16 protein-coding genes, 5 tRNA genes and 1 pseudogene are annotated in these 24125 nt (G+C 36.8%); 12 read left to right on the plus strand and 10 right to left on the minus strand.

Annotated features, from left to right (window positions below):
* The first annotated feature begins 648 nt into the window (after window positions 1-648).
* Window positions 649-3453: a flagellar hook-basal body complex protein gene (locus CSUIS19072_RS07185; protein WP_180381007.1), complete on the plus strand. Its 2805-nt coding sequence runs from the start codon at window positions 649-651 to the stop codon at window positions 3451-3453.
* Window positions 3454-3754: 301 nt separating this feature from the next.
* Here the strand turns inward: CSUIS19072_RS07185 and CSUIS19072_RS07190 are convergent.
* Window positions 3755-3830, minus strand: a tRNA-Ala gene (locus tag CSUIS19072_RS07190).
* A gap of 127 nt (window positions 3831-3957) precedes the next feature.
* Here CSUIS19072_RS07190 and CSUIS19072_RS07195 point away from each other — a divergent pair.
* From CSUIS19072_RS07195 to CSUIS19072_RS07220, 6 genes are all read left to right on the plus strand, one after another.
* Window positions 3958-4032: transfer RNA gene (locus tag CSUIS19072_RS07195), tRNA-Gly, on the plus strand.
* Between the two features lie 6 nt (window positions 4033-4038).
* Window positions 4039-4125, plus strand: a tRNA-Leu gene (locus CSUIS19072_RS07200).
* A gap of 5 nt (window positions 4126-4130) precedes the next feature.
* Window positions 4131-4204, plus strand: a tRNA-Cys gene (locus CSUIS19072_RS07205).
* Between the two features lie 17 nt (window positions 4205-4221).
* Complete coding sequence (locus CSUIS19072_RS07210) at window positions 4222-4368, plus strand: hypothetical protein (RefSeq protein ID WP_180381006.1); 147 nt, start codon at window positions 4222-4224, stop codon at window positions 4366-4368.
* A gap of 6 nt (window positions 4369-4374) precedes the next feature.
* Window positions 4375-4464, plus strand: a tRNA-Ser gene (locus tag CSUIS19072_RS07215).
* A gap of 34 nt (window positions 4465-4498) precedes the next feature.
* Window positions 4499-5689 (plus strand): multidrug effflux MFS transporter, encoded by a 1191-nt coding sequence (locus CSUIS19072_RS07220; RefSeq protein WP_086293203.1) that lies wholly within the window; start codon window positions 4499-4501, stop codon window positions 5687-5689.
* Here CSUIS19072_RS07220 and thyX read toward each other — a convergent pair.
* Window positions 5655-6275, minus strand: coding sequence for an FAD-dependent thymidylate synthase (thyX, locus tag CSUIS19072_RS07225; protein ID WP_086293201.1), 621 nt, complete (start codon window positions 6273-6275; stop codon window positions 5655-5657). The genes CSUIS19072_RS07220 and thyX overlap by 35 nt on opposite strands.
* A gap of 8 nt (window positions 6276-6283) precedes the next feature.
* Complete coding sequence (locus CSUIS19072_RS07230) at window positions 6284-6883, minus strand: nitroreductase family protein (RefSeq protein WP_086293199.1); 600 nt, start codon at window positions 6881-6883, stop codon at window positions 6284-6286.
* A 144-nt stretch (window positions 6884-7027) separates the two neighbouring features.
* Here CSUIS19072_RS07230 and CSUIS19072_RS07235 point away from each other — a divergent pair, with 144 nt between their 5' ends.
* On the plus strand, window positions 7028-7771 hold the full coding sequence (locus CSUIS19072_RS07235; RefSeq protein WP_086293198.1) for an extracellular solute-binding protein: 744 nt from the start codon (window positions 7028-7030) through the stop codon (window positions 7769-7771).
* A gap of 64 nt (window positions 7772-7835) precedes the next feature.
* Here CSUIS19072_RS07235 and typA read toward each other — a convergent pair whose 3' ends face one another.
* Entirely contained in the window at window positions 7836-9638 is a 1803-nt protein-coding gene (gene typA / locus CSUIS19072_RS07240; RefSeq protein WP_086293196.1) for a translational GTPase TypA, read from the minus strand.
* Between the two features lie 1329 nt (window positions 9639-10967).
* On the opposite strand from typA, the pseudogene fliK reads away from it, so the two are divergent.
* The 3 genes and pseudogenes from fliK to CSUIS19072_RS07255 form a co-directional block, all read left to right on the plus strand.
* Window positions 10968-11306: pseudogene (gene fliK, locus CSUIS19072_RS08555) on the plus strand (flagellar hook-length control protein FliK); the annotation flags it as partial.
* A 58-nt stretch (window positions 11307-11364) separates the two neighbouring features.
* Window positions 11365-12189, plus strand: a complete 825-nt coding sequence (locus CSUIS19072_RS07250) for a flagellar basal body rod modification protein (protein WP_086237320.1) — start codon at window positions 11365-11367, stop codon at window positions 12187-12189.
* Window positions 12186-13820 carry a flagellar hook-basal body complex protein gene (locus tag CSUIS19072_RS07255; protein ID WP_086237321.1) on the plus strand — a complete coding sequence of 545 codons (1635 nt, stop codon included), beginning with the start codon at window positions 12186-12188 and terminating at the stop codon, window positions 13818-13820. The genes CSUIS19072_RS07250 and CSUIS19072_RS07255 overlap by 4 nt, the downstream gene beginning before the upstream one ends.
* A 37-nt stretch (window positions 13821-13857) precedes the next feature.
* Here the strand turns inward: CSUIS19072_RS07255 and CSUIS19072_RS07260 are convergent, their stop codons facing one another.
* From CSUIS19072_RS07260 to CSUIS19072_RS07285, 6 genes are read right to left on the minus strand one after another with little or no spacing between them, the layout of a single operon-like run.
* The gene (locus tag CSUIS19072_RS07260) at window positions 13858-14967 is read right to left on the minus strand and encodes a DNA-methyltransferase (protein WP_086237322.1); all 1110 of its coding nucleotides are present in this window, start codon (window positions 14965-14967) and stop codon (window positions 13858-13860) included.
* A 1-nt stretch (window position 14968) separates the two neighbouring features.
* Window positions 14969-15763, minus strand: coding sequence for an HpyAIV family type II restriction enzyme (locus tag CSUIS19072_RS07265; RefSeq protein WP_086293192.1), 795 nt, complete (start codon window positions 15761-15763; stop codon window positions 14969-14971).
* A gap of 28 nt (window positions 15764-15791) precedes the next feature.
* A complete protein-coding gene (gene ilvD, locus CSUIS19072_RS07270; protein ID WP_086293190.1) occupies window positions 15792-17465 on the minus strand; it encodes a dihydroxy-acid dehydratase in 1674 nt (557 codons plus the stop codon).
* 14 nt (window positions 17466-17479) lie between these two features.
* Window positions 17480-18649 (minus strand): Na+/H+ antiporter NhaA, encoded by a 1170-nt coding sequence (gene nhaA / locus CSUIS19072_RS07275; RefSeq protein WP_086293188.1) that lies wholly within the window; start codon window positions 18647-18649, stop codon window positions 17480-17482.
* The gene (gene recJ / locus CSUIS19072_RS07280; RefSeq protein ID WP_086293187.1) at window positions 18646-20232 is read right to left on the minus strand and encodes a single-stranded-DNA-specific exonuclease RecJ; all 1587 of its coding nucleotides are present in this window, start codon (window positions 20230-20232) and stop codon (window positions 18646-18648) included. Before recJ ends, nhaA begins: the two co-directional genes overlap by 4 nt.
* Window positions 20222-21859, minus strand: a complete 1638-nt coding sequence (locus tag CSUIS19072_RS07285) for a CTP synthase (RefSeq protein WP_086293185.1) — start codon at window positions 21857-21859, stop codon at window positions 20222-20224. The genes recJ and CSUIS19072_RS07285 overlap by 11 nt, the downstream gene beginning before the upstream one ends.
* 134 nt (window positions 21860-21993) lie before the next feature.
* Here CSUIS19072_RS07285 and CSUIS19072_RS07290 point away from each other — a divergent pair.
* Window positions 21994-24125, plus strand: a 2132-nt coding sequence (locus CSUIS19072_RS07290; protein ID WP_337212197.1) for a S8 family serine peptidase, incomplete at its 3' end; no start/stop codon positions are given.

Raw genomic sequence — 24125 nt, forward strand, 5'->3', positions numbered from 1 at the left:
TTCCCACTTAAAATTTTTAACTTCGCAGCTGAGCTAAGCCCAGCTTTGCGACAAGGTAGCTCCGCTCCCTTGACCCACCTGAAGTCCCCATAAATGGGGTATCCCTTAAAAATCCCAACCCCTTCCCAGTTTGGCATTTTTATTTTATAAAATTTTCGCAAAAGTAAAATAACCTAAATAGTTGTTTTACGGCGAAAATTTGGAATAAAAACCAAAATCCGTGGCGTAAGCCACCCATTAGAAGGCTTTTTCAAGGGGTTGGGGGTTGTTAAGGGGGAAGGGGTAGCGACTGCCAAAAAAGCGTCCCCCTTCCCACTTAAAAAAAAGGAAAAGAATTTTTGCGATAAAAGCTTTTTAAATTCTTTTTTTAAGGGACAGGGGAAACTAAAATTTGAAAGCCAAAACAGTTTCCCCTATCCTATTTTTTACCTACTTTTAACGCACGAACAAGTCCGTGCTAAAGTAGCAAACACTAAAGTCCCTACTGCGTAGGGTTACCCCTTAAAATCCCAACCCCTTCCCAGTTTGGCATTTTTATTTTATAAAAAATTTTTATAAAAAGTTAAAGCAAAATCCAAAAACCAAATTTTGGAACGCTTTTTGCTTTCCCCATACTCAAAAATCAAATTCCAATATAAAGGATTACCAATGATGGGAGCATTATGGTCTGGAGTTACTGGTCTTCAGGCACACCAAGTAGCTATGGATGTCGAAGGTAACAACATAGCCAATGTCAATACCGTAGGCTTTAAATATTCTCGTGCGAGTTTTGCCGATCTTTTCAGCCAAACCCAAAAGGTCGCCACCGCTCCACAAGGCAATCTAGGCGGCAAGAACTCTATGCAAATTGGCCTTGGCTCCACAGTAAATACAGTAACTAAAATTTTCAAGCAAGGCACTATCCAAACCACCGAGAAACAAAGCGATATGGCTATCCAAGGCGATGGATTTTTCGTCGTATCCCCAGATGGTGGCAAGACCTATCTATACACTAGAAACGGCGATTTTAGCTTAGATTCTCTAGGTAATTTCGTAGATCGCAACGGCTATATAGTCCAAGGTTGGCTTAGAAATCAAGATACCGGCTTGATAGACCCTACTGGACCGCTTAAAAATATCGTTATAGAGCCAGGTATGTCTATGGAGGCTAATCCCACTAGCGAGCTTGCCATCATCGCCAATCTAAATTCCGGCTCAAATATCGGAACCAAAAACTCCCCCATCTACACACTTGACCAGTATAATGACTTTTTAGACCTTAATGGCAATGGCCTTTGGGATGATGGTGAAGCTAAAAATCCAAACGACCTAAACACCCACACATACTATATAAACTCAAATAAAGAAGTAGCCGTCAAAGAAGCCGGCGTAGATCTAGGCGTGGTATTTAACGGCGCAGGAGAGGGGATAAATCTAAGAGAGGGTCAAGGTATGTGGGTGAGCTACGCTGATGCGAAGGTTGCATTTGGCGCTTTAAATAATCAACAAAACAACCAACAACCGCAACAACGCACCCTACACATCTCACTAAATGGCATTGAGATACCGGCTTTTACCGTTACTACTATGGATGAAGTGGCTAAAAAGATAAATGAATTTACCAATAAAACTGGCGTCCAAGCCACCGTAATAAATGGCAATGAACTCCAATTATCTAATAACAACAACTCCGGCACCACCGATGAATCCAAAAATATTAAGATCAAAAAATATGAAGATGATACCACATCTATCAGAAGCACAAATGTCATAACCGCATACAAATACACCTACTCATCAGCCGCTGGCACTAATGCAGGGCATCTCTATAGTGATAGTGCTGCTAGGGTAGTTAGAACCACAGAAGATCTAAGAAAAGCTATGCAAACAGACGCTAGAGAGTATGTCAATTATAGTGGCTCTAATGTCTCAAATGCCGTAAATGGTGCGACATATGTAGCAAATCGAACGTTACAGATAATTGATGAAGAACTAGCTAAAGGTCAAAATATAGGGCAAATAAAAAATACAATAAGTGGGCGAATAAATCAAAGATTACAAGACGGACAAGCTATATTTAATAACTTACGAGATAGTGGCGCCGTAACTGCTCCAATCTCTGAAGGTGCGGTAGCTACGATAGTAGAAGTGTTCGGATCAGTACTACAAATAATGGGTAATAATCAAGCCAATACCACCGCCAACGATCTAAAAGAGGCTATAAGAGAGTTAGTAACTAATGACAAATTGGCTACATTCGCCTCAAGAGAGTGGAACTCTCCACTAGATGCCGATGGAAATCCAGATGCTGCTAATAATACCATTAATGGCTTACCAAATCCAACCGGTAACGAACATAGCAACGCCACATATAGAGATACAAATTTAAATGATGGGGTGAAAGTAACAGTCAATGAAAAGGGTCAATTCGTCTTTGAAAACCCAGCCGGTGATGCTAGCTACGGTCAAAATGATGGCCACTGGGTTAGAAATAATGCTGCTCCTCCAGGTGCATTTGAAGTTAAAGATAGCCCAAATGCCTTTACCGACGCAAATGGTATTAAACAAGTCCCATCAAACCAAGATACATATATCAATGACTATAATATGCAAATCGCAGTTACAGGCTATAGCAATCTAGCACAAAATATCAATGAAAACTCAGCCCTAGCTAATGTATTTAAAAGCCTAAGTGGCGGCTTAAGCACAGGAACTAGCTCAAGAGTTAGTAGTAACCTTACAATGTCTAGCCACGCTGCTACAACTGAAATTTATGATAGTTTAGGCTCTAAACATGAGATTAAATTTGAGTGGAGAAAGATTAGCTATAGCCCAGAAAACGGCACCGAGTGGTCGCTTCTTATCCAAGTCCCAGAGCCAGGTGTGCTAAATGCTGATGGCGCTGTATCAAATGTAATATCAGGTTCAGCAAGATTTAATAACGATGGAACCTTGCTAGGCTTTACCCCATCTACGCTGACCTTCACAGCCAATAACGGATCAGCACCCGGTCAAAATATAGAGCTAAATTTCGGCAAAATCGGCGGCTCAAACGGCCTAAGAAGCAATGATAACCCAAGCTCAACTGACAATATCATCCAAGATGGCTACGCCGCTGGTAACCTAGAAGGCACAAGGATAGATGAATCAGGAACGATAATAGGTAGCTTTAGCAATGGTAGAAGCTTTGGCTTAGCGCAAGTGAGCCTAGCAGTATTTACTAATAACGAAGGCTTAGAGACTAATGGCGGAAGTATCTTTAGCCAAACAGCAAATAGCGGTGATCCGGTCTTTGGTGCGGCAGGAACTGGTAGGCGTGGAACCATCACAGCAAGTGCTTTAGAAATGAGTAATGTGGATTTAAGTAGAGCATTAACTCAACTAATCGTAGTCCAAAGAGGCTACCAAGCCAACTCCAAAACCATCACCACAAGTGATCAAATGCTAACAGCTTTATTACAGATTAAGCAATAGTATTTTTGTTTTGCTAGACTTCGCAAGAAGTCTTTATCTTATATAGGCTTGAGAAACATCACAAGGCGAATTAACGCAGATAAATATGCTTGGTATGGGTTAGCTAAGTATATAATCTAGTAAATTTGCCTTTGAGATATTGCCTATTTTGCCGTCCTTTTAGTAAAAGTTACCTAATAATTTTCTAGTTACTTATTTATCTTATATCAAAAGCAAGTTAAGTCAAAATAAGCTAAAATAGCGGATATGTCGTGTTGTTGTAAAATATTGTAAATCAAAAGAAATTTAAAATAAGCTTAATTGGTGGAGTTAAGCGGGATCGAACCGCCGACCTCTTGAATGCCATTCAAGCGCTCTCCCAGCTGAGCTATAACCCCATCAAGATGGCGTAATGATACACTTATTTTGCTTATAATTTTATGAAATTAAATAAATTTGCCAAATTCATTTAATCAAATTAAATTTTAAGTTTTCTTTTGCTATTATTCAACTTTCAAAATTATTGCGGGAATAGCTCAGGGGTAGAGCACAACCTTGCCAAGGTTGGGGTCGCGAGTTCGAATCTCGTTTCCCGCTCCATATTTTGCCCAGGTGGTGGAATGGTAGACACAAGGGACTTAAAATCCCTCGGAAATTACTTCCGTGCCGGTTCAAGTCCGGCTCTGGGCACCACACATGGCGACATGGCCAAGTGGTAAGGCAGAAGCCTGCAAAGCTTTTACCCCCAGTTCGAATCTGGGTGTCGCCTCCATATTTTACAGGGTTAATATGCGTTATATAGTTTATACTTTTATCTTGTTATTATATGGATGTTCTAATACATGGCATGGAGTCAAAGAGGATTCTAGAAGTGCTTATGAGTGGTCTAAAGGTAAGATCAATCAAGGTGCTAGCTGGATAAAAACTTCTAATTAATTCATTCGGGAGATGGCTGAGTGGTCGAAAGCGGCGGTCTTGAAAACCGTTGAGGTGTGAAAGCCTCCAGGGGTTCGAATCCCTTTCTCCCGGCCACTACTTAATCAACTAAAATTTTTAAGGCTATTTTATGCAAAGTAGTTCAAAAATTCATGGATTTTCTAAATTTAAATTAATCATTATTTTAGCTTTTATGTCTAGCATTGCGCCATTATCTACTGATATGTATCTACCTGCGCTTTCTCATGTTCAAAGTAGTTTTGAGGCTAGTGAGTTTTTAACTCAGCTTAGCTTGGCTAGTTTTTTTATAGCATTTGCGTTTGGGCAGCTGATTTATGGGCCTTTGAGCGATATTTTTGGTCGTAAAATGCTGCTTATTATCGGTATTTTGATATTTATCGCTTCAAGTCTTGGGTGCGTGATGGTGGATAATATCTATGTTTTTATCACTTTAAGATTTTTTGAAGCACTTGGCGGATGTGCTGGTGTGGTGATCGCTAGGGCGATTGTCAATGATAATTTTGATATTAAAGATGCTGCTGGGATATATGCTTTGATGATGGTCTTTTCATCGCTTGCACCTATGCTATCGCCGACATTTGGCGGTATTTTACTAAGATACTTTTCTTGGCAAAGCATATTTGCGGTGCTATTTATGCTAGGTATTTTGCTACTTTTATTCATCATTTTTGGGCTTAAGGAGTCTATGGTAGAACGAGTTAAATTCTCTCACAAAGCGACAATTAACAGCTATAAATTTGTTTTAAAAGAGCCTATTTTTATTCTTTATTGCTTGATTGGAGCCCTTGCTTCGGCGGTGCTTTTTGCTTATATTACTGGTTCATCATTTGTTTTTATGGGGTATTTTGGGCTTGATGAGACTAAATATGGTATATTATTTGGTGTTAATTCCTTCTCTTTTGTTTTGTTTGCTAATATCAATGCTAGGTTTAGTAGAAAATTTGATTGCGAAATTTTGCTTAAATTTGCCTTGATTGCTATGCTTGTAGCGTTAATTTTTATTAGCTTTGCGGCATTTATCCAGCTTGGATTTTGGGCTTTTGAGGTTGGAGTGTTTATAGCTATTGGAATGCTAGAATTTATCTTGCCAAATTCAACCACCTTAGCGATGGCAAGATTTAAAGACCATTCAGGCACTGCATCAGCGGTGCTTGGCGTTATGCAGTTTGGGTTAGCTGGAGTTATCGCATTTGGTGTGGGGGTACTTGAGGCAAATACTCCGCTATTTTTAGCTTTGGTTATGCTAGTGCCGTGCGTGATAGCAGTTATTTTACGCTATAAACACACTCTTGATAGATAAATTTATGCTCATTAGGGATGTTTTGGTAGATTAGATTTGCTAAATTTCTAATCTCCCAAAGAGCACTTTTAGAGCTTCTAAGACTTATAAAATTCTGAAGACTTCTAGCGTTTATGCTCCAGCTAAGCTCGGTTTTATAGCTTTCTGGAAGGCAGTATTTGGCTATATCTAAGCTTGTATTTTGGCTTAGAATTTGGCGTAAATTCTCAAGTGCATTTATACTCGCATTATCGACAAGCTCATTGCCAGTTAGCACTATATATCTACTTGCGTTATTAAAGTCATTAGGCTTAAATTCGCTTTCGTTTTTTAACTCTTTTAGTGTGTAGCGAGTGGATTTTACGCTTAGACTTGCTACTCTATGCCTTGCTAACTCTTGGAGGCAAGCTCTGCTAATACCTTTTATGTAAAAGTTATAAAATAGATGCTCTAGCGTGCTTGCGTGTTTGAGTTTATTGCCTACTCTATCGATTAAAGCTAGATCTATTTCGCCGCCATTATCGCCTTTATCGAAGCTTTGCCAGCAAGTGCGAATAGCATTTGAGCATATCCAAAGCGGTGTATAATTTAGTAATTTTACATCCATATCTATGCCTATTTATAGATCACGACCTGATCTTTACTTTGGCGGATTTTAGCTGGGGCTGACTCATCGCTATAACCCAAGGCTATCACAAGAACAGGCCTGAAATGCTCACCTAAATTTACAAAATCATCTAATTTTTGCGGATCAAAACCAGCCACAATACAACTTTTCACCCCTAGGCTTTGAGCGATATTTACCATATTAGCACTTGCGATATAGCATTGGAGCGAGGCGTAGTGCATTAGCTCTTCATTAGTTTGTGGATCAAATCTAGCTGCGAAGTGATCAAGGGCTTTTTGTAATCTTTCTGGTGTTCGTGGCTTGCGATCTACTTGAGCTTTGATAAAATCACAACCACCTTTTAGATCATTCCTTGCAATTACGATTATAGCGTGGCTACATCCGCTTACTTGGGCTTGATCGTTGCAGATTTGACCTAGCTCTTTTAGATCATTTTCTTTGCTAACTACCATAAATTTCCATGGCTCAAGTCCGCATGAGCTTGGGCTTAATCTAGTAAGGTCTAGGATCTCTTCTATAATGCTATTATCTATCTTTTTGGAGTTAAATTCTCTACATGAGTAGCGTTCTTGCATTATTTTTTTCATCTATTCTCCTTTAGTTATTTTGTAGATTATAGCGGTATTTTGCCAATATTTGGTTAAAATTTTTAGACTGTATGAAATTTTAATTTTATTAATAAAAAATATGTAGAATCATTAGGCTTAAATTTTATTATTAAGGACATATTTATGAAAAGAATATTGTTTGCATCTTTGCTATTTAGTTCAGCTATATATGCAGAAGTTATTGCGTATGGACCTGGTGGGCCAGCTCCTGTTTTAAAAGAATTAGCAACTGAATTTGAAGCTAAACAAGGCAAAAAAGTTAAAATAGTTGTAGGTCCTACTGGTCAGTGGATCAATCAAGCAAAAGCAGATGCTGATATTATTTTTGCTGGTAACTCATCTATGATGGATGGATTTATTAAAGCATTTGATGGTAATTTAGATGTTAAAAATGTAGAGGTTTTAAATATTAGAGAGGCTGGAATAGTAGTTAAAAAAGGCAATCCTAAAAATATAAAAAGCTTTAAAGATCTACTTAAAGATAATATTAATGTAATGGTTGTAGATGGTGCTGGTCAAGTGGGTCTATATGAAGATATGGCGCTTAAAAATGGTAAAAGAGAGCATCTATTAAAACTTAGAAAAAATATAGTGTATTATGCTCCAAATTCAAAAATGGCAGTTGATCGCTGGAATAGTGATGATAGCATAGATGCACTTATAATATGGTCTCATTGGGCTAAAGTTTTAGGTGAGGATAAAGTAGATTTTGTACAAGCTGGTAAAGATTTTATAATTTATCGTGCAGCAGAGATAGCTGTAACAAGTAGCACAAAAAATAAAGAAGTTGCTATGGAATTTATAAAGTTTGTCCAATCTAAAGATGCTCAAAAAGTATGGAAAAAATGGGGCTGGCAAGTAAAATAATTGAAGTAAAATAATTTAAATTTAAAAAGGCATGGAGATGACTCCTGCCTTTTTATAAGTAGGTTTATTTTTTCGCCATTCTTTTACGAAGTGTTGGGTCAAGATAGCGTTTTCTCACCCTAATATTTACTGGCGTTACTTCTACTAATTCATCTTCTTCTATCCACTCTAAAGCTCGCTCTAAGCTTAGTTTGCGTGGTGGGACTAGTTTTATAGCGTCATCGCTACCGCTTGCACGCACATTTGTTAAGTTTTTGCCTTTGATAGGATTTACATCAAGGTCATTTGGACGGCTATGTTCGCCAATTATCATACCTATATAGACTTTAGTTTGTGGCTCACAAAAGAGCACTCCACGATCTTGGAGATTAAATAGAGAATATGCTAAAGCCACGCCATTTTCCATACTAACTAAAGCACCATTACTTCTATGCTCCACTGAGCCGCTTAGTGGGCGAAATTCCAAAAAGCTATGGTTCATCACACCTTCGCCTTTGGTATCGGTTAAAAACTGACTTCTAAAGCCGATAAGCCCCCTAGCTGGTATTTCAAACTCAATCCTAGTTTGCCCATCGCCAGTTGGATTCATGCTTACCATTTCGGCCTTTCTTTTGCCTAGTTTTTCTATCACAGCCCCAGTGCACTCATCTGGAGCATCAATGACTAAAAGCTCGTAAGGCTCACATTTAACTCCATCTATCTCTTTGACAATCACCTCAGGTCTGCCAAGGCAAAACTCAAAGCCCTCTCTACGCATATTTTCAGCTAAAATAGTAATTTGCAATTCCCCACGGCCGCTTACTTTAAATTTCCCTTCGCCTATATTTTCATATCTCATAGCGATATTGGTTTTCATCTCGCTTTCTAGACGCTCATCTAGTTTATTAGAGGTTACAAATTTACCCTCTGTGCCTGATAGTGGTCCATCATTTACGCTAAATACGACGCTTAGAGTTGGCTCTTCTATGTGGAGAGGATCAAGTGGCATAGGGTTATTTGGATCAACGACACTATCGCCGACATCTAAGGCATCAAAACCTGCAATAGCCACAATATCCCCGCTACTTGCGTTATCTATATCAGTTCGCTCAAGACCTAAAAATCCAATGAGTTTGCTAATTCTACCTGTGGTTTTGCTACCATCTGCTTTGGCTAACATAACGCTTTGATTTTTGCTGATTTTGCCATTGAAAATTCTAGCGATACCGATTTTGCCTACATAATTATCATAATCAAGGGTAAAAACTTGGAGTTGAAGTGGATTATCATCTTTGCCGCTTGGGGCTGGAACATGAGCTATAATGGTCTCAAAAAGTGGCTCCATATTGATATTTTCATCTTCTAATTTATGCTTTGCGTAGCCATTTTTAGCAGCGGCATAGACTATAGGGAACTCAAGTTGCTCATCGTTTGCATCAAGTGCGACAAATAGATCGAAAATTTCATTGATAACTCTATCAGGATCGCCAGCTGGTTTGTCAATTTTATTTACTACCACTATCGGGCGAAGACCTAAAGATAGAGCTTTTTTAACGACGAATTTGGTTTGAGGCATTACGCCTTCTTGCGCATCTACAAGGAGTAAAACTCCATCTACCATCTTTAAAACACGCTCAACCTCGCCACCAAAATCAGCGTGTCCTGGAGTATCTATAATATTGATTTTATAATCTTTATATCTTATGGCTGTATTTTTGCTAAGGATCGTAATACCACGCTCACGCTCAATATCATTACTATCCATAACTCTCTCGCCAATATTTTGGTGTTCTGTAAATGTGCCTGATTGCTTAAGTAGCTCATCTACCATTGTGGTCTTACCATGGTCGACATGTGCTATAACTGCGATATTTCTTATATTTTCCAAAAGATTTTCCTTAGATTTTTCAAATTTTTGGCCTAGATTATATCTAAAAATTGCTAAATTTGCTTTGAATTTAACTTCTATGAATTTGCTATTAAATTTGGAATAGAATTTGCTAGAAATCCGTAAAATTCACCTAAATTAGGATAGCAAATGCAAGGTTTAAATGAAGCTTTAGCTAGCTTAAATACCACAACTCAAGTCCCATCTAAGAGCGAAAATAGTAGCACAAATAATCAAGATGATAGCTTTTATAAAATGATTGAAAATAGCGTAAAAGAGTATGAAACTTCTCAAAATACGCAAGATGATAAAATCAAACAAAACCAAATAGAGCAAAACAGCACTAAATCAAATCAAAAAATTAGCAGTGATGATACTGAAAATAGCAAGGTCTCTAACTTACAAAATATACAAAATTCAGATGAAATAATGCTTGAAAATGCTGATTTTATCACTTTACTTGGGCTTTTGGACTCTCAAGATGGAGCAATGAAAACTGGAATTAGCAATTTAGTAAGTGCAAATTTAAATAAATTTTTAGCCACTGAGAAGAATATTAAGGAGTTAAAAGGGGCTAAAAACTTGGAAGATTTGCTAAATTTGAGTGAGAAATTTAATCTAGGATTAAGCAAGATAAAGATCACAAAAGATGGGATTGAGACTTTAAAAAGCGAGTTTAAAAATTTAAACTCCAAAGGCTTTTTTAACCAAATTCCAATGATAAATCAAAAGATTGATATAAATGTGATTAAAGATATAGAAAAGAGTATTCAAAAAGCAGAAAATAGTGATAAAAATGTTTTAAGCAAATTAATGCTAGGTCAAAGTGTAGAGATAAAGACAGATGGTAAATTTATAAGTGATGATGAGCCAAAACCACAAGGCAAATCAGATATAAAATCAGAGCCAAAAGTGGATTTAAAAGAGTTATTAAAAGAGAATTTTCAAAAAAGTGAGCCTAAAAATACGCTTTTAGATGAGCCAAAGATGGAGAAAATGCAGACAAAATCTAGTCTTAAGCTAGAGAGTTCTAATACGGCTGGAAATTTACACAATTCGCAAAATAGCATTGATGATTATCTAGCAAATATTATGCAAAAAGCTATGAAGGAAACTAAGGAGTCATCTCCTACTCAAAGCCATATTTTGGAGAGTTCTAGCCAGACAAATGGCGAGCAAAATTCCAATAATTTTGATAATCAAAACGGCTCAAATCAAGCAACAAAAGATATAATTAATATGGCAAAGCTAGACGCTAAGGAGCTAAAACCGCACCTTAGACAAGTCTTTGATAACTTTGCTACACAACTACAAGAGAAAATCAGTGAATATAAACCGCCAATTACTAGATTTCATCTGACATTAAATCCAGGGAATTTAGGCGAGGTTGAGGTAACACTCATTAATCGTGGCTCAAATTTACATATAAATTTCAACTCAAATACCCAGACAATGCAGCTTTTTATACAGCACCAAGCTGAGTTTAAAGCTAGTCTTGTAAATATGGGATTTAGTGAGTTATCAATGAATTTTAGCGATAATGCAAATAAAGAGCAGAGCCAAAGCGATAATAAAAGGCAAAAATTTAACTCAAATGGTGATGAGCTAAGTGAAGTAGCTCAAGATGAAGAGACTATATTAGAAGTAGTATTGCCAAAATATTTCTAAAATAGGAATGAAATTTGCTTAAAGCAATAAAAATATATAATAAATTTAGGAGAGAAGCATGGCAACATCTGTAAATTCAACACCGCAATTCACCACTGATATTTGGGCGGCAAACGAGGCAAAACAAAAAGCAGATAGCGTATCAGGTGGCGTAAATCCAAATTCGCAACTAGATAAAGATGCCTTTTTAAAGCTTCTTTTAGTTGAACTTCAACACCAAGATCCAACCGAGCCTATGGATAGTGCTAAAATGCTTGAGCAAACTAGCCAGCTAGCCACAGTAGAGATGCAAGAAAAAACTAATCAAGTTATGACGCAATTAAGTCAGCAGATGCAAGCAAGTGCCTCTTTAAACGCTATGAGCGCATTAGGCAAGATGGCTAATCTAACCAACTCAGTAGCTAAAGATACAACCTCATCTGAAGTGAATTTTAGTCTATACTTCCCAGTAGATGCTAAGGGTGGAACAATAGAGATTTATGACTCTTTAGGTAATGTAATTCGTAATGTTAGCATAAGCGATGTTAAATCTGGGGTTAATCAATTTAAATGGGATGGAAAAAATAATAATGGTGAGCCAACTCTCCCTGGCGAATACTTGATAAAAGCTAAATATATAGACGCAAGTGGGGCTAATAGAGAGACTGTTTTGGGGCAGTATCCAGTAGAGGCGGTTAAATTTGATAAAGGTGTAGCGTATATCAAAGTAGCTGGAGAGTATGTAACTATGGATAGTGTGCGTGAATTTACTGAGCCGGTTGTGTATAGTGTAAATTCAGATAATAGTAATTCTAGCACAAGCAAAGATGATGTTGTAGATGAGACAACTAAAGATGAAGTAGCCAAAGATGAGAGCAATAAAGATGAGGTATCTAGCTCATGATGGTAGGATTTTATAATGGCGTAAATGGGGTTAAGACTGCTGAGTTTGGTCATAACGCAATCGGAAATGATGTCTCAAATATCAATACCGTAGGTTATAAGACCTCAACGACTGAATTTAAAAGCCTATTTTACACCACATTAAATAGTGCTTCTAGCTCACCTGTGTATTCTCAGATTGGGCTAGGCTCAACTAAGATGGCAACTTCTTTGAATTTTACTCAAGGTAGTTTGCAAACTACAGATAATGTCTTTGATATGGCAATAGATGGAGATGGATTTTTTGGTTTGATTGGCGTTGATGGGGAGCAGTATTTTACTAGAAATGGCGAATTTGCTAAGGATAAAAATGGGGATTTAGTAAATAGAAGTGGTATGTATCTACTAGGCTCTACAGCCGCTTTAGCTCCTGCTGCTTTGGGAGAGAGTGCGTTAGGTAAGCTTGGCGTGACTGATGGTAATGTGGAGGCTTATACCTTGCCAGTTGGTCAAGAGGTAAAGCTAAATGCCATAAACGATCAAACTAAGATAAATTTGCCTGATATTTTGTATGTTCCAGCTACGCCTACAACTCAGGTAAGCTACTTGGGATATTTAGATTCTACGATTAAAACCGAGCACCAAAGCGTGGAGCTTAGTAGCGAAACTTTAGAAGCACAGATCGATAAGGATAACAATACAATTATAGTCGCTGGAAATCTCCATCAAACCCCTGAGGTGCATTATCCAAATTCAGCTGATAAAGAAGTAGCGATTACTATAACTGATAAAGATGGTAAAAGCGTAGAGATTAAGACTCAGACCTTAGATGGTGGGGCTTTTGTAATTGGCTTTGATAATGCTATGGCTGGGCTGAATTTAGAAGCAGAGCTAGAGTATAAAGCCACAGCCATTGTGCCACAGCAAATTGCTAATACACAGACATTTACCACTGATTTATGGGCTCCAAATGGGGATAAAAATATTTTACAACTTGAATTTACAAAGCAAGTTCCCCAAGGTGAAAATATAGTTTTTGAAGCCTTAGCAAGCGTGCTAGGTCCAGATGGGGAGATTATTAGCGTATCTCAAGGTGAGCTTAGATTTAATGAAAAGGGAGCGTTATTAAGCAATACTTTAGGTGGGATTAATAATGGTGGGGCAAATGTGGAGTTAAATTTAGGCACTCCATATGATGAAAATATCCCAAATAGTGGCTTTAATGGACTTCGTCCAGCCGAGCAAAGCGACCCAGAATTAGTCGTGAAAAAAAATGGTAAGCCAGAAGGACTTCTTGAAAAATATTCTATGAGTGATAGTGGAGATATTTTGGCTGTTTTTGATAATGGCGATATGACTACCGTAGCTAAGGTGGCGTTATATCACTTTCAAAACAATCAAGGTTTAAGCAAGGCTAGTGAAAATATATACCAAGCTAGTCCAAACTCAGGAGAGCCGATATTTTTTACTGATGCAAATGGCGATGTTGTTTATGGTGCTGCGATTAGAAACTATACTTTAGAGATGAGTAATGTGAATTTGGGCGTATCGCTAACTGATATGATAATAATGCAAAAGATGTTTGATGCTAGCTCAAAATCAATAACAACCGCCGATGAGATGATAAAAAACGCTATAAATATGAAACGCTAAGATTGATTAAGATATTCTTATTTTTATTGATATTTGATTAGAGTGTTAAATTTTGTCTATAATTTTCTCTAATTTTATCGATTAAAATAGGCTTATCTTCTCTTAGAACTTCCCAAAATTTAAAGCCGTTCAAGCGAGGTGATTTGGCATTTTTAAACTTAGCTGCTAAGGTATGCATATCATAGATTTCGCCATCGAACTCAAGCTTTCCATCATCTTTTAAGATTGCAAATTTATCGCTATTTTTTAGATAAAATTTCTCTCCAATTTTAAAAAATTTAGCCTTAATCATATCGCTCATTTTTACTTTTAAAGGCTTCTTATCAAATTTAGCCATTGCTATATCGCTATTTTGAAATTCTATATTTTCTAGCCTTTTTAAGCCAAAGTTTATGTATCTCTCATTTTGCTCTATCATTATAAAATCTCTCCCAAGTCTCTTTGCCATAACAGCTGTTGTCATAGTTCCGCCAAATGGATCAAGCACCAAATCGCCAATTTTTGAGCTAATTGCAATCACTCTATAGAGTAAGGCTTCTGGCTTTTGCGTGGAGTGGAGCTTATCTTTATTTTCATCTTTTAATCTCTCATTGCCACTGCAAACTGGAAATTTCCAAACAGAACCAAGTTGTTTTCGTTTGCCTTTTTGAAATAAATTTAATTCTATATTATCGCTATTAAGCTCTTTTGCGGTTTTGTAATTAAATGTAAATTTTGATTTTTTATCTTTACAAGCCCAAATTAAAGTTTCGTGAGAATTATTTAAGCGAGTTCCCATAAAATTTGGCGTTGGGTTACTTTTGTGCCAAATAACATCGTTTATAAACCAAAACCCTAAATCTTGCATAATCCCACCGATTGTATAAATGCACTGCATTCCACCAATCACCCAAATTGAACCATTGCTTTTTAAAACTCTTTTACACTCTTCTAGCCATAAACGAGTAAATTTGGCATAACTTTCATTATCTTTAAAACTATCCCACTCATCATCACAACCATTAAATTTGCTTCCTTCTGGTCGCTTTAAAACTCCTTGAGTTCGCATAAAGTATGGCGGATCGGCAAAGATAAGATCAACGCTTTCATTTGGCAAGGTTTTTAAAATCTCTAAAGAATTTCCTTTTAAAATTTGATTTTTTACCATTTCAAAGTCCTTTTAAATTGCATCCAGTTGGAAAAAGCTCTTTTCGCAATTCTATAAATTCTATTTTATTTGAAAGTAGATTTTTAATAAGTTTTGGCTCATTATTTTTTATTTTTAACAAGGCATTTTTAATCTCTTTGCTTGTATCAAAATCAGGCACACTCAAAATCTCATTTGAACGCTCAGCTTTATTTTGTTTTAAATGCGAAACTAATTCATTCCAAATATCAATTCTATAAAATAAATTTTCAAAAATTTCTTTGCCATAAAATAGCGAAATTTCTACCAAATCGTCAGTATTATTTGCGATTTGCTCGGTATAAAATTTTTGATTTTTCTTTAAAGAATTATCGCTAAACCACATTGCAACTTTTATTTTTTGATTTGGAAAATTTTGTTTTAAACAGCGAATTTTTTTGATTAGATTGGCGTATTGACCGCGTTTTTTTGTGCTATCATGATCGTCGCGGACTTTTTGTTCGATTAGATAAATTTCACTATTTTTTCTAAAAACTTGATCGGCACTCAAAGGTTTATTCTCTTCATCTGTGCCGATATTTTTATCTAAATTTTCATAGCCCATCTCATCGATATAAGAAGTTAAAATTTCTTCTAAAAAATCACCAAACTTAATTTCACAACTTTGAGTAAGATTTTGTATTAGTTTTGTTTTAGCATTTGTGATTCTAAATAAACCAATATATCGCTTTGGATTTTTTAAGACAGTTAGCAAAATTTCATAATTTAAATCATCGCCAAAAATTCGATTATTTAATTTATTTTTTAAAAATATCATATTTCATATTTGCTATTTTGCCTTATCTCTACGCTTCTAAAATCGCTCCGTTGCTTGCGTTTGTAACTAGCTTTTGATATTGTCTTAGCCAGCGACTATTTACCACTTTTCCAGCGTATTTCCACTCTTTTTTTCTAGCTTTTATCTCATCATCGCTTAAGCGGACATTTATGCTAAAATTATCCACATCAATATCGATGATATCGCCATCTTTTAAAAGTCCTATCATACCACCTTCAGCAGCTTCAGGGCTTACATGCCCTATGCTAAGCCCCCTTGTAGCTCCGCTAAATCTCCCATCTGTGATTAAGGCTACATCGGCTCCAAGCCCACGACCTACGATTAGGCTTGTTGGGCTTAGCATCTCTTGCATTCCTGGCCCCCCTTTTGGACCTTCGTATCTTAAGACCACGACATCGCCTTTTTGAACTTTTCCGCTTGAAATGCCTTGTATAGCTTCATCTTGGGAGTTAAAGCAAACAGCTTTTCCGCTAAATTGCCTTGAGCCGATTATCCCAGCGGTTTTTATCACGCAGCCTTGCTCGGCTAAATTTCCAAATAAAATAGCTAGTCCGCCGACTTTGGAGTAAGCATTTTTTGCCGTGTGGATTATATTTTGGTCTAAAATTTCAGCATTTTTCACTCTATTGCCTAAGCTCTCGCCACTTATAGTAAGGGCATCTAAGCTTAATAAATCGCTATTAAATTTAGCTATTTCATTTATAACCGCACTTAGCCCACCGGCTTTGGCTATATCTTGCATATGCACACTAGGTAGGCTTGGGGCGATTTTGGCTATGTGTGGGACGCTTTTGCTTATATCATTTAATTTAGCGATGTCTAGTGGTGCGTTAGCTTCACGGCTGATGGCTAACATATGTAAAATTGTATTTGAGCTTCCACCCATCGCCATATCTACTACCATTGCGTTTTTTATCGTTTTTTCGTTGATGATATTTCTGATTTTATATCTCTCATCAAGGGCGATCTCGCATATCCTTTTAGCAGCTTTTCTAATTAGCTCTTCACGCTCTTTTGTCAAAGCCAAAATAGTGCCATTTCCTTCTAATGCCACCCCCATAGCCTCACAAAGCGTATTCATCGAATTTGCTGTAAACATTCCAGAGCAGCTCCCACCACTTGGACAAGCATTACACTCAATATGCTTTAACTCTTTTTCATCTATTTTTTTGGTCTCATATGCCCCAACGGCCTCAAAAGCTGAGTTTAGATCCAAAGCCTCTCCATTAGACCCAACTCCAGCAGCCATCGGCCCACCGCTTATAAATATCGTTGGCACATTTACTCTTAAAGCTCCCATAAGCATTCCAGGAACGATCTTATCGCAGTTTGGCATACATATAAGCGCATCAAGGCAGTGAGCATTCATCACGGTTTCAACCGAATTTGCTATAATCTCACGGCTTGGAAGAGAATAAAGCATACCCTCATGCCCCATAGCGATACCATCATCTACGCCAATGCAGTTAAATTCAAATGGCACACAGCCATTTTTACGAATTTCATCTTTTAGAATTTTTGAGTATTTATCAAGAAAAAAATGCCCCGGAATAATCTCAATAAAGCTATTTGCCACGCCGATAAATGGCTTATCAAAATCCTCATCTCTAAGCCCAGTTGCCCTTAATAGCGATCGGTGCGGGGTTTTGGTGTAGCCTTTTTTAATATTGTCACTTCTCATTTTTTCTCCTTAATTTATGCTTTTTTAGGTTTGCATAGTAAAAATAGATAGATATATCCTACCACTCCAGCAGCAAAACTAGCTAATAATATTGCTAATTTATCAGCGTGATAAAATGCTGGACTATCATTATACGCTAATGCTCCTACAAATAAGCTCATAGTAAAGCCTATTCCAGTTAGGATACACACTCCGTAAAATTGTAGCCAATTTGATCCTTCAGGGAGCTTAGCAAAGCCAAGCTTGATAAATATAAGGCTAAATAAAAATACCCCTAGTTGCTTACCAAAAAATAAGCCAAAGAATATCCCCATACCAACTGAATTTATCAGCTGTTTAGGATCAACCCCAGCTAAGCCAACTCCAGCATTTACAAAGGCAAAAATCGGTAAGATAAAGTAGCTTGTAACGCCGTGGAGATCTTTTTCAAGCTCTTTTAGCATACTGCCACCAGAGCTATCTCTCATAGGTATGAAAAATGCCGCCACAACCCCAGCTATGGTAGCATGGACGCCGCTTTTTAATACGCTAAACCATAAAATTAGCGTAAAGAGTAGAAATATGGATTTTTTATTTACCTTTAAGCGGTTTAGGATAAATAGAATAATTACGCAAATAAATGAAATTCCAAGCGATGTAGCCGATAGCTCGGTAGTGTAAAATAGTGCTATAATCACAATCGCACAAAGATCATCTATAATAGCTAGAGTTAGCAAAAATATCTTTAAAGAGCTAGGCACTCTATTGCCAAGGAGCATAAGCACACCAAGTGCAAAGGCAATATCAGTAGCAGTAGGTATAGCCCAGCCCCTTATGGCAAACTCATCGCTATAATTAAATCCCCAAAATATCAAAGCCGGACAAACAACCCCGCCAATGGCGCCGATTATAGGTAGGGCTATTTGGCTAGGGTTTGATAGCTCACCTTCTATTATCTCTCGTTTAAGCTCTAAGCCCACAACAAAGAAAAATATCGCCATAAGTCCATCATTTACCCATAAAATCAGTGGCTTAGCTAGGGTAAATTCTCTAAACCCAACGCTAAATTCCGATCTTAAAATCTCTTGATAAAAGTGGCTTAAGACACCATTTTGAAATATCAAAGCCAAAATCGTAGCAATAATCAGCAAAACGCCGCCAAAGCTCTCGTGCTTAAGGAAGGTTGTGATAAATTTTAATTTCATTTTTGCTCCTGTTTTATAATCTCTTTTATTAGTAGTTGTGGGGTGATTAGCCCACGGAATGAATTTTTAGAAATTGTAACTAAAATATCTATATTTTCGCCATTTTTTGGTAAATAATCGTAGTTGAAAAATATCGCTTCTAGGGTTTTATTGTTTTTTTGTAAGATGATTTTTAGGTGCGTTTCATCTTTGCCTATTTTTTTAGCTGATTTTACCATGGCTTTTTTAAGTTCAAAGAGTGGGCGTGGATTTTTTTGACCATATGGTTCGAAAAACTCCAAAATCTCTAAAAGCTCATAATCAATCGCTGCTGGGTCAATCTCGCCTAAAATCTCATCATTTACGCTAAAATCATATAGTTCTTGTAAAAAGCAAGATTGATTTATGGCTGTTTTAAATTTGCTTAAATTAGCACTCTCTATAACTAGCCCAGCTGCCCCTTTATGTCCGCCATATCCGCATAATAGGCTCTCTTGAGAGGCAATTAGAGATAAAATATCAAATTTGCCAACACTTCTAGCGCTCCCTTTGGCTTTGTTGCCATCTATGCTAAAGACAATGGCTGGTTTTTTATACTTTTTAGCTAATCTTCCAGCGACAATCCCTATTACGCCCTCATGCCACTCATCGCCCCAAGTAACGATAATATCCTCATTTTCATTTATCTCATTTTGGCTAGATTCAAATAGTGCTTTTTCTTGCTCTTTGCGTGAGGCGTTAAATCTGCTAATGATATCTAAATACTCATTTGCCTCGCCCAAGCTTTTAGACCTTAAAAATTTAAATGATATGGTAGCATCGTCCATTCTACCAGCGGAATTTATAAGCGGAGCTATCAAAAATCCAATATCATCAAATTCAAATTTCTCTTTATTATAGTAGTTTTTGATCGCTTCAAAACAGGCTCTTTTGCTAGAGTTTATACGCACCAGCCCAAGGCGGACTAAAATTCTATTTAAATCCCTTAATTCCATCATATCAGCGATAATTGCTAAGGTTAAAAGATCAAGAAATTTAGCCATATCATAGCTTTTTAGATTACATACATCTTTTAAAGCTCCAATCAAATACCAAGCCACCTGAGCACCGCAAATTTCGATATTTGGGAAGGGGCAGGTCTCTTGCTTTGGATTTATTATAGCGTATGCATCTGGAAGTGTAGGAAGTGGCATATGATGATCTGTGATGATTAGATCAATGCCCTTTTGCTTACAGATTTTTGCTGCTTCTATAGCACTTATACCATTATCAACGGTAATGATTAAAGTGGTGTTATCTAGTTCTTTGATAATCTCCTCATTTAAGCCATAACCATCTTTAAATCTATTTGGAATTTTTATCGTGTAGTTTGCTGACATATCGCTTAAAAATTCATCCATAATAGCCGTGCTTACAATCCCATCTACATCATAATCCCCCACAACTGCGATTAGCTCATCATTTTGTATCGCCTCTTTTATCCTTTTGGCTGCTTTGAATGTATCTTTTAATTCACAAGGCAATGGAATTTGAGATAATTTAGTATGGATATCGTTGCTAAAACGACTGCTTAATAACTCCTTAATAGCTTCTTTATCTAGCATTTTTATATTCTATCCCAGCTTTTATAAATCCTAATATAACAGGGTTTGGCTTAGTTAATCTTGATGTAAATTCAGGATGAAACTGAACGCCTAGGAAAAATGGGTGATTTTTGATCTCCACAGCCTCTATAAGCCCATCGCTTTCGCCACTTACTATTAAACCAGCCTTTTCAAATTCGCTTCTATATTTTGGATTTGCTTCATATCTATGGCGATGGCGCTCTTTTATCTTAGTTGCGTTATTGTAAATTTTGGCTAGTAGTGAGCCTTTTAGCACATCGCACTCATACCCACCAAGTCTCATCGTCCCACCAAGTGGGCTAGTGTGAGTTCTTAGCTGTTTTTTACCATTTGCATCAATAAAGCTATCTATTAGATAGATTATAGGATTTTTGCAGTTTTCATCAAATTCCATTGAATTTGCGTCATCTAGCTTTAGCACATTTTTAGCAAACTCAATCATGCTAAGCTGCATTCCAAGGCAGATTCCAAGATATGGAATTTTATTCTCCCTAGCAAATTTGATAGCCTCCATCTTTCCACTTACTCCACGAGACCCAAATCCCCCAGCAACCAAGATAGCATCGCAATCTTTTAAGGTATCAGCGACATTATTTGTATCTATTTTTTCGCTATCGCACCATTTTATAGCAACCCTTGTATCTAGATTTGCTCCAGCGTGGATTATGCTCTCAGTTAGGCTTTTATAGCTCTCTTTTAAATCCACATATTTACCTACAAAAGCTAAATTTATCTGGTCATTTGGAGCAATAACTCTTTTTACTAGATTATCCCAATTTTGCATATTTGGCTTAGGATTTTTAAGATTTAAATTTTGGATAATTGGCTCAAGGATATTTTGGTTTAAAAAGCTTAGTGGCACTTGATATATGCTTTGCATATCTGAGCTTTCTATTACGGCATTTCTCTCTATACCGCAACTTGCTGCTATCTTATCTTTTAGCTCTCTGCTTAAGGGGATCTCTGTGCGACAGATAATCATATCTGGGCTTATGCCTATACGGCGAAGTTCGCCTACGCTGTGCTGGGTTGGCTTAGTTTTTAGCTCTCCAGCAACCTTGATATATGGCACTAAAGTAAGATGGATAAACATACCATTACTTCTACCAACCTCACTTCTAAGGGCTCTAATAGCCTCTAAAAATGGAAGTCCCTCTATATCTCCTACGGTGCCACCTATTTCGACTATTAATATATCATTGTCTTTAGCGGCTTTTTTGATGCGATCTACTATATCGCCTACGATATGGGGGATTACTTGAATGGTCTTGCCTAGATAGTCGCCACGACGCTCACGCTCAATTACTGAGCTATATACCTTGCCAGTTGTGAAGTTATTATCTTGACTTAAATTTTCATCTAAAAATCTCTCATAATGCCCAAGGTCTAGATCAGTCTCAGCACCATCATCAGTTACAAAGACCTCTCCATGCTCTAGTGGGCTCATAGTGCCAGGATCTACATTTATATATGGATCAGCCTTTAGCATACTAACCTTATAGCCCACATTTTTAAGTAGTGTGGCGATACTAGCAGCTGCTATGCCTTTTCCTAAACTGCTTAAAACTCCGCCAGTAACAAATATATATTTTGTCTCTTTACTCATATTTTTTCCTTGATTAATTTGATGATTATATCAAATTTATTTTTACTATCTTATTAAATACTATAAGAATTTTTTAGCTTTTTATAATATGAATTTTTATATAATAATGAATATAAATTAATCAAGGCAAAAATATGAAATCTTCAATTAAATTGTCACTGATACTACCTATATATCTATTTGGCGTTACGGATTTTGAGCTTATCAATTATAATGATAAGAGTGTAACGGGCGATGGGGTCTTTGTGGGAGTTATAGATAGTGCGATAAATAAAGATCACCCTAGCTTATCAGGGCAAATTCAAGATCAAATTTACTCTGAGTATAAAGGCGGCGATTATACTCCAAATTTTTCAGTTGATACCCATGGTAGCCATGTGGCTGGGATCATACTAGCTAAGCCAAGTGATGGAGTAAGTGGAGTTGCTACAGATGCAAAGGCTTATGGAGTTCAGATAACTGGGCATAATACCGATGGTTCCACTAAATTTACAGCTCCAAATGTATATGATTATTTCAAAGATAAGAATATAGCAGCTATTAATAATAGCTGGAATGCTACAGTATATCCGCTATCTGGATTAAATTCGCTTACTAGCTCATCACCTTTATTTTTGCAATATGCTAATAATCCAAAACAATTTCTACCCTCAATTCAAAAGGATACAGTAGCAAATGATCTTATAAAATTATCTAAAGAGAAGCAAATTCTTAGTGTTTTTGCCTCTGGTAATGAAGGGATCATATCTCCTGGGATTATGGCTTTAGCTCCATACTATGATGAAGACATCAGATCTATAATTGTAGTAACGGCACTAGATAGCTCTCAAATTAGCAAAGATAGTGATGGTAAATTTGTAGTAACCACAAAAAGGAGTGATAATTATGATTATTTGAGTGCTCCTACTACATATTCTAATGGATTAAAGGGTGTTTATAATTTTAGTTTAGCAGCACCTGGAACTAGTATTAAAAATGTAAATGCTAGTTATGGCACTACTGATATTTTAACAGGTAAGCTAGATAAGGATCTATATAGAGTCTCTAGCGGAACTTCTATGGCAGCTCCTATGGTAACTGGCGCAGCTGCTTTAGTAGCTCAAAAATTCCCATTTATGAGTGGCAAACAGATAGCCGATACCCTGCTTTCTACTGCTAATAAAGATTATATAGGTCCTAAGGTTATAGTAAAAGAGACTGTAACGGGAAAAACTCTTTGCGATAATGGCAGTCTTTGCCCTAGCACAAAAAAATACACAATATTTTATGTAGATAGCAAAATTCCAAAAAAGGAAGATGGCAGTATAGATGAAAAAGCTGTTGAGATGGATTTATTAAATTCGGGATATTTTGGTATAAATTGGAAATATGATCGTATGAGCCATATGGCAGCTATTGATGATAAAGATTATCCATGGGTTCAAGAGGTTAAGAAAGAGGATCTATTTGGTCAAGGAATTTTAGATATTGATAAGGCTTTAAAAGGTTTAGGGATTTTAGATGCAAATAGATTAAATGATATAGATGTAAAAAGCGAATTTGGCGAGACTGCTGTGTATTACTCACTAGATACTAAGGGCAGTGATGCTGAATTTAGCAATGATATAAGCCAAAGAAAATGGGAGGCTAATACTCACAACCCTGAAGCTGATAATCTACCTAAAAAATTAAATGATTTAAATGTAGGGCTTATCAAGTCTGGGAGTGGGGTTTTAACCCTAAGTGGTGCTAATAGCTATGAGGGTGCTACTGTGATAAATGGTGGTGGCATAAGACTATTAAGCAAAGATAGTAAAAGAGCACAAATCGCTGGAAGTGTCTATGTAAATAACGGCTCAACCCTAAGCGGTAATGGGGTTATTAAGCAAAATTTAACTAATGATAACTCAATTATCCGCCCTGGTAATGAGGATTTAAGTGATCTAGTAGTAGATGGCACATATACGCAAAAGGGTCAAAACTCAAAGCTTATTTTGGATTTTGGCAATGATGATAATTCACAATTGATCGCTAAAGATTATAGCATTAATGGCGGAGATTTGGAGTATAATCCATTAAAGCAGTATTACGCAGTTAATAAAGAGATTAAAATTCAATTAGGCGGCTTGGCTACTCATATAGGTAATTTTAATAAGGTTGAGATAGCTAGCAATAATAGTATTGATTTTGAGATTAAGCTTGATGGGGATAAAACTACGATAAATAAAGATCCGATCTCTATACCGCCAATCCACGAAACCGAAGTGCCATCTAATCCGCAAGACCC

Origin of the sequence: Campylobacter sp. RM19072, from assembly GCF_024723485.1 — a bacterium.
GTDB classification, from domain to species: domain Bacteria; phylum Campylobacterota; class Campylobacteria; order Campylobacterales; family Campylobacteraceae; genus Campylobacter; species Campylobacter porcelli.

Excerpts from the sequence above, each read along its gene's own strand:
- recJ (WP_086293187.1), bottom strand. The coding sequence starts at position 20,232 with ATGCTAGATAAAGAAGCTATTAAGGAGTTATTAAGCAGTCGTTTTAGC.
- CSUIS19072_RS07260 (WP_086237322.1), bottom strand. The coding sequence starts at position 14,967 with ATGGTAAAAAATCAAATTTTAAAAGGAAATTCTTTAGAGATTTTAAAA.
- CSUIS19072_RS07230 (WP_086293199.1), bottom strand. The coding sequence starts at position 6,883 with ATGAAAAAAATAATGCAAGAACGCTACTCATGTAGAGAATTTAACTCC.
- ilvD (WP_086293190.1), bottom strand. The coding sequence starts at position 17,465 with ATGAGAAGTGACAATATTAAAAAAGGCTACACCAAAACCCCGCACCGA.
- CSUIS19072_RS07250 (WP_086237320.1), top strand. The coding sequence starts at position 11,365 with ATGGCAACATCTGTAAATTCAACACCGCAATTCACCACTGATATTTGG.
- CSUIS19072_RS07265 (WP_086293192.1), bottom strand. The coding sequence starts at position 15,763 with ATGATATTTTTAAAAAATAAATTAAATAATCGAATTTTTGGCGATGAT.
- thyX (WP_086293201.1), bottom strand. The coding sequence starts at position 6,275 with ATGGATGTAAAATTACTAAATTATACACCGCTTTGGATATGCTCAAAT.
- CSUIS19072_RS07210 (WP_180381006.1), top strand. The coding sequence starts at position 4,222 with ATGCGTTATATAGTTTATACTTTTATCTTGTTATTATATGGATGTTCT.
- CSUIS19072_RS07235 (WP_086293198.1), top strand. The coding sequence starts at position 7,028 with ATGAAAAGAATATTGTTTGCATCTTTGCTATTTAGTTCAGCTATATAT.
- CSUIS19072_RS07220 (WP_086293203.1), top strand. The coding sequence starts at position 4,499 with ATGCAAAGTAGTTCAAAAATTCATGGATTTTCTAAATTTAAATTAATC.
- CSUIS19072_RS07285 (WP_086293185.1), bottom strand. The coding sequence starts at position 21,859 with ATGAGTAAAGAGACAAAATATATATTTGTTACTGGCGGAGTTTTAAGC.
- CSUIS19072_RS07255 (WP_086237321.1), top strand. The coding sequence starts at position 12,186 with ATGATGGTAGGATTTTATAATGGCGTAAATGGGGTTAAGACTGCTGAG.
- CSUIS19072_RS07185 (WP_180381007.1), top strand. The coding sequence starts at position 649 with ATGATGGGAGCATTATGGTCTGGAGTTACTGGTCTTCAGGCACACCAA.
- nhaA (WP_086293188.1), bottom strand. The coding sequence starts at position 18,649 with ATGAAATTAAAATTTATCACAACCTTCCTTAAGCACGAGAGCTTTGGC.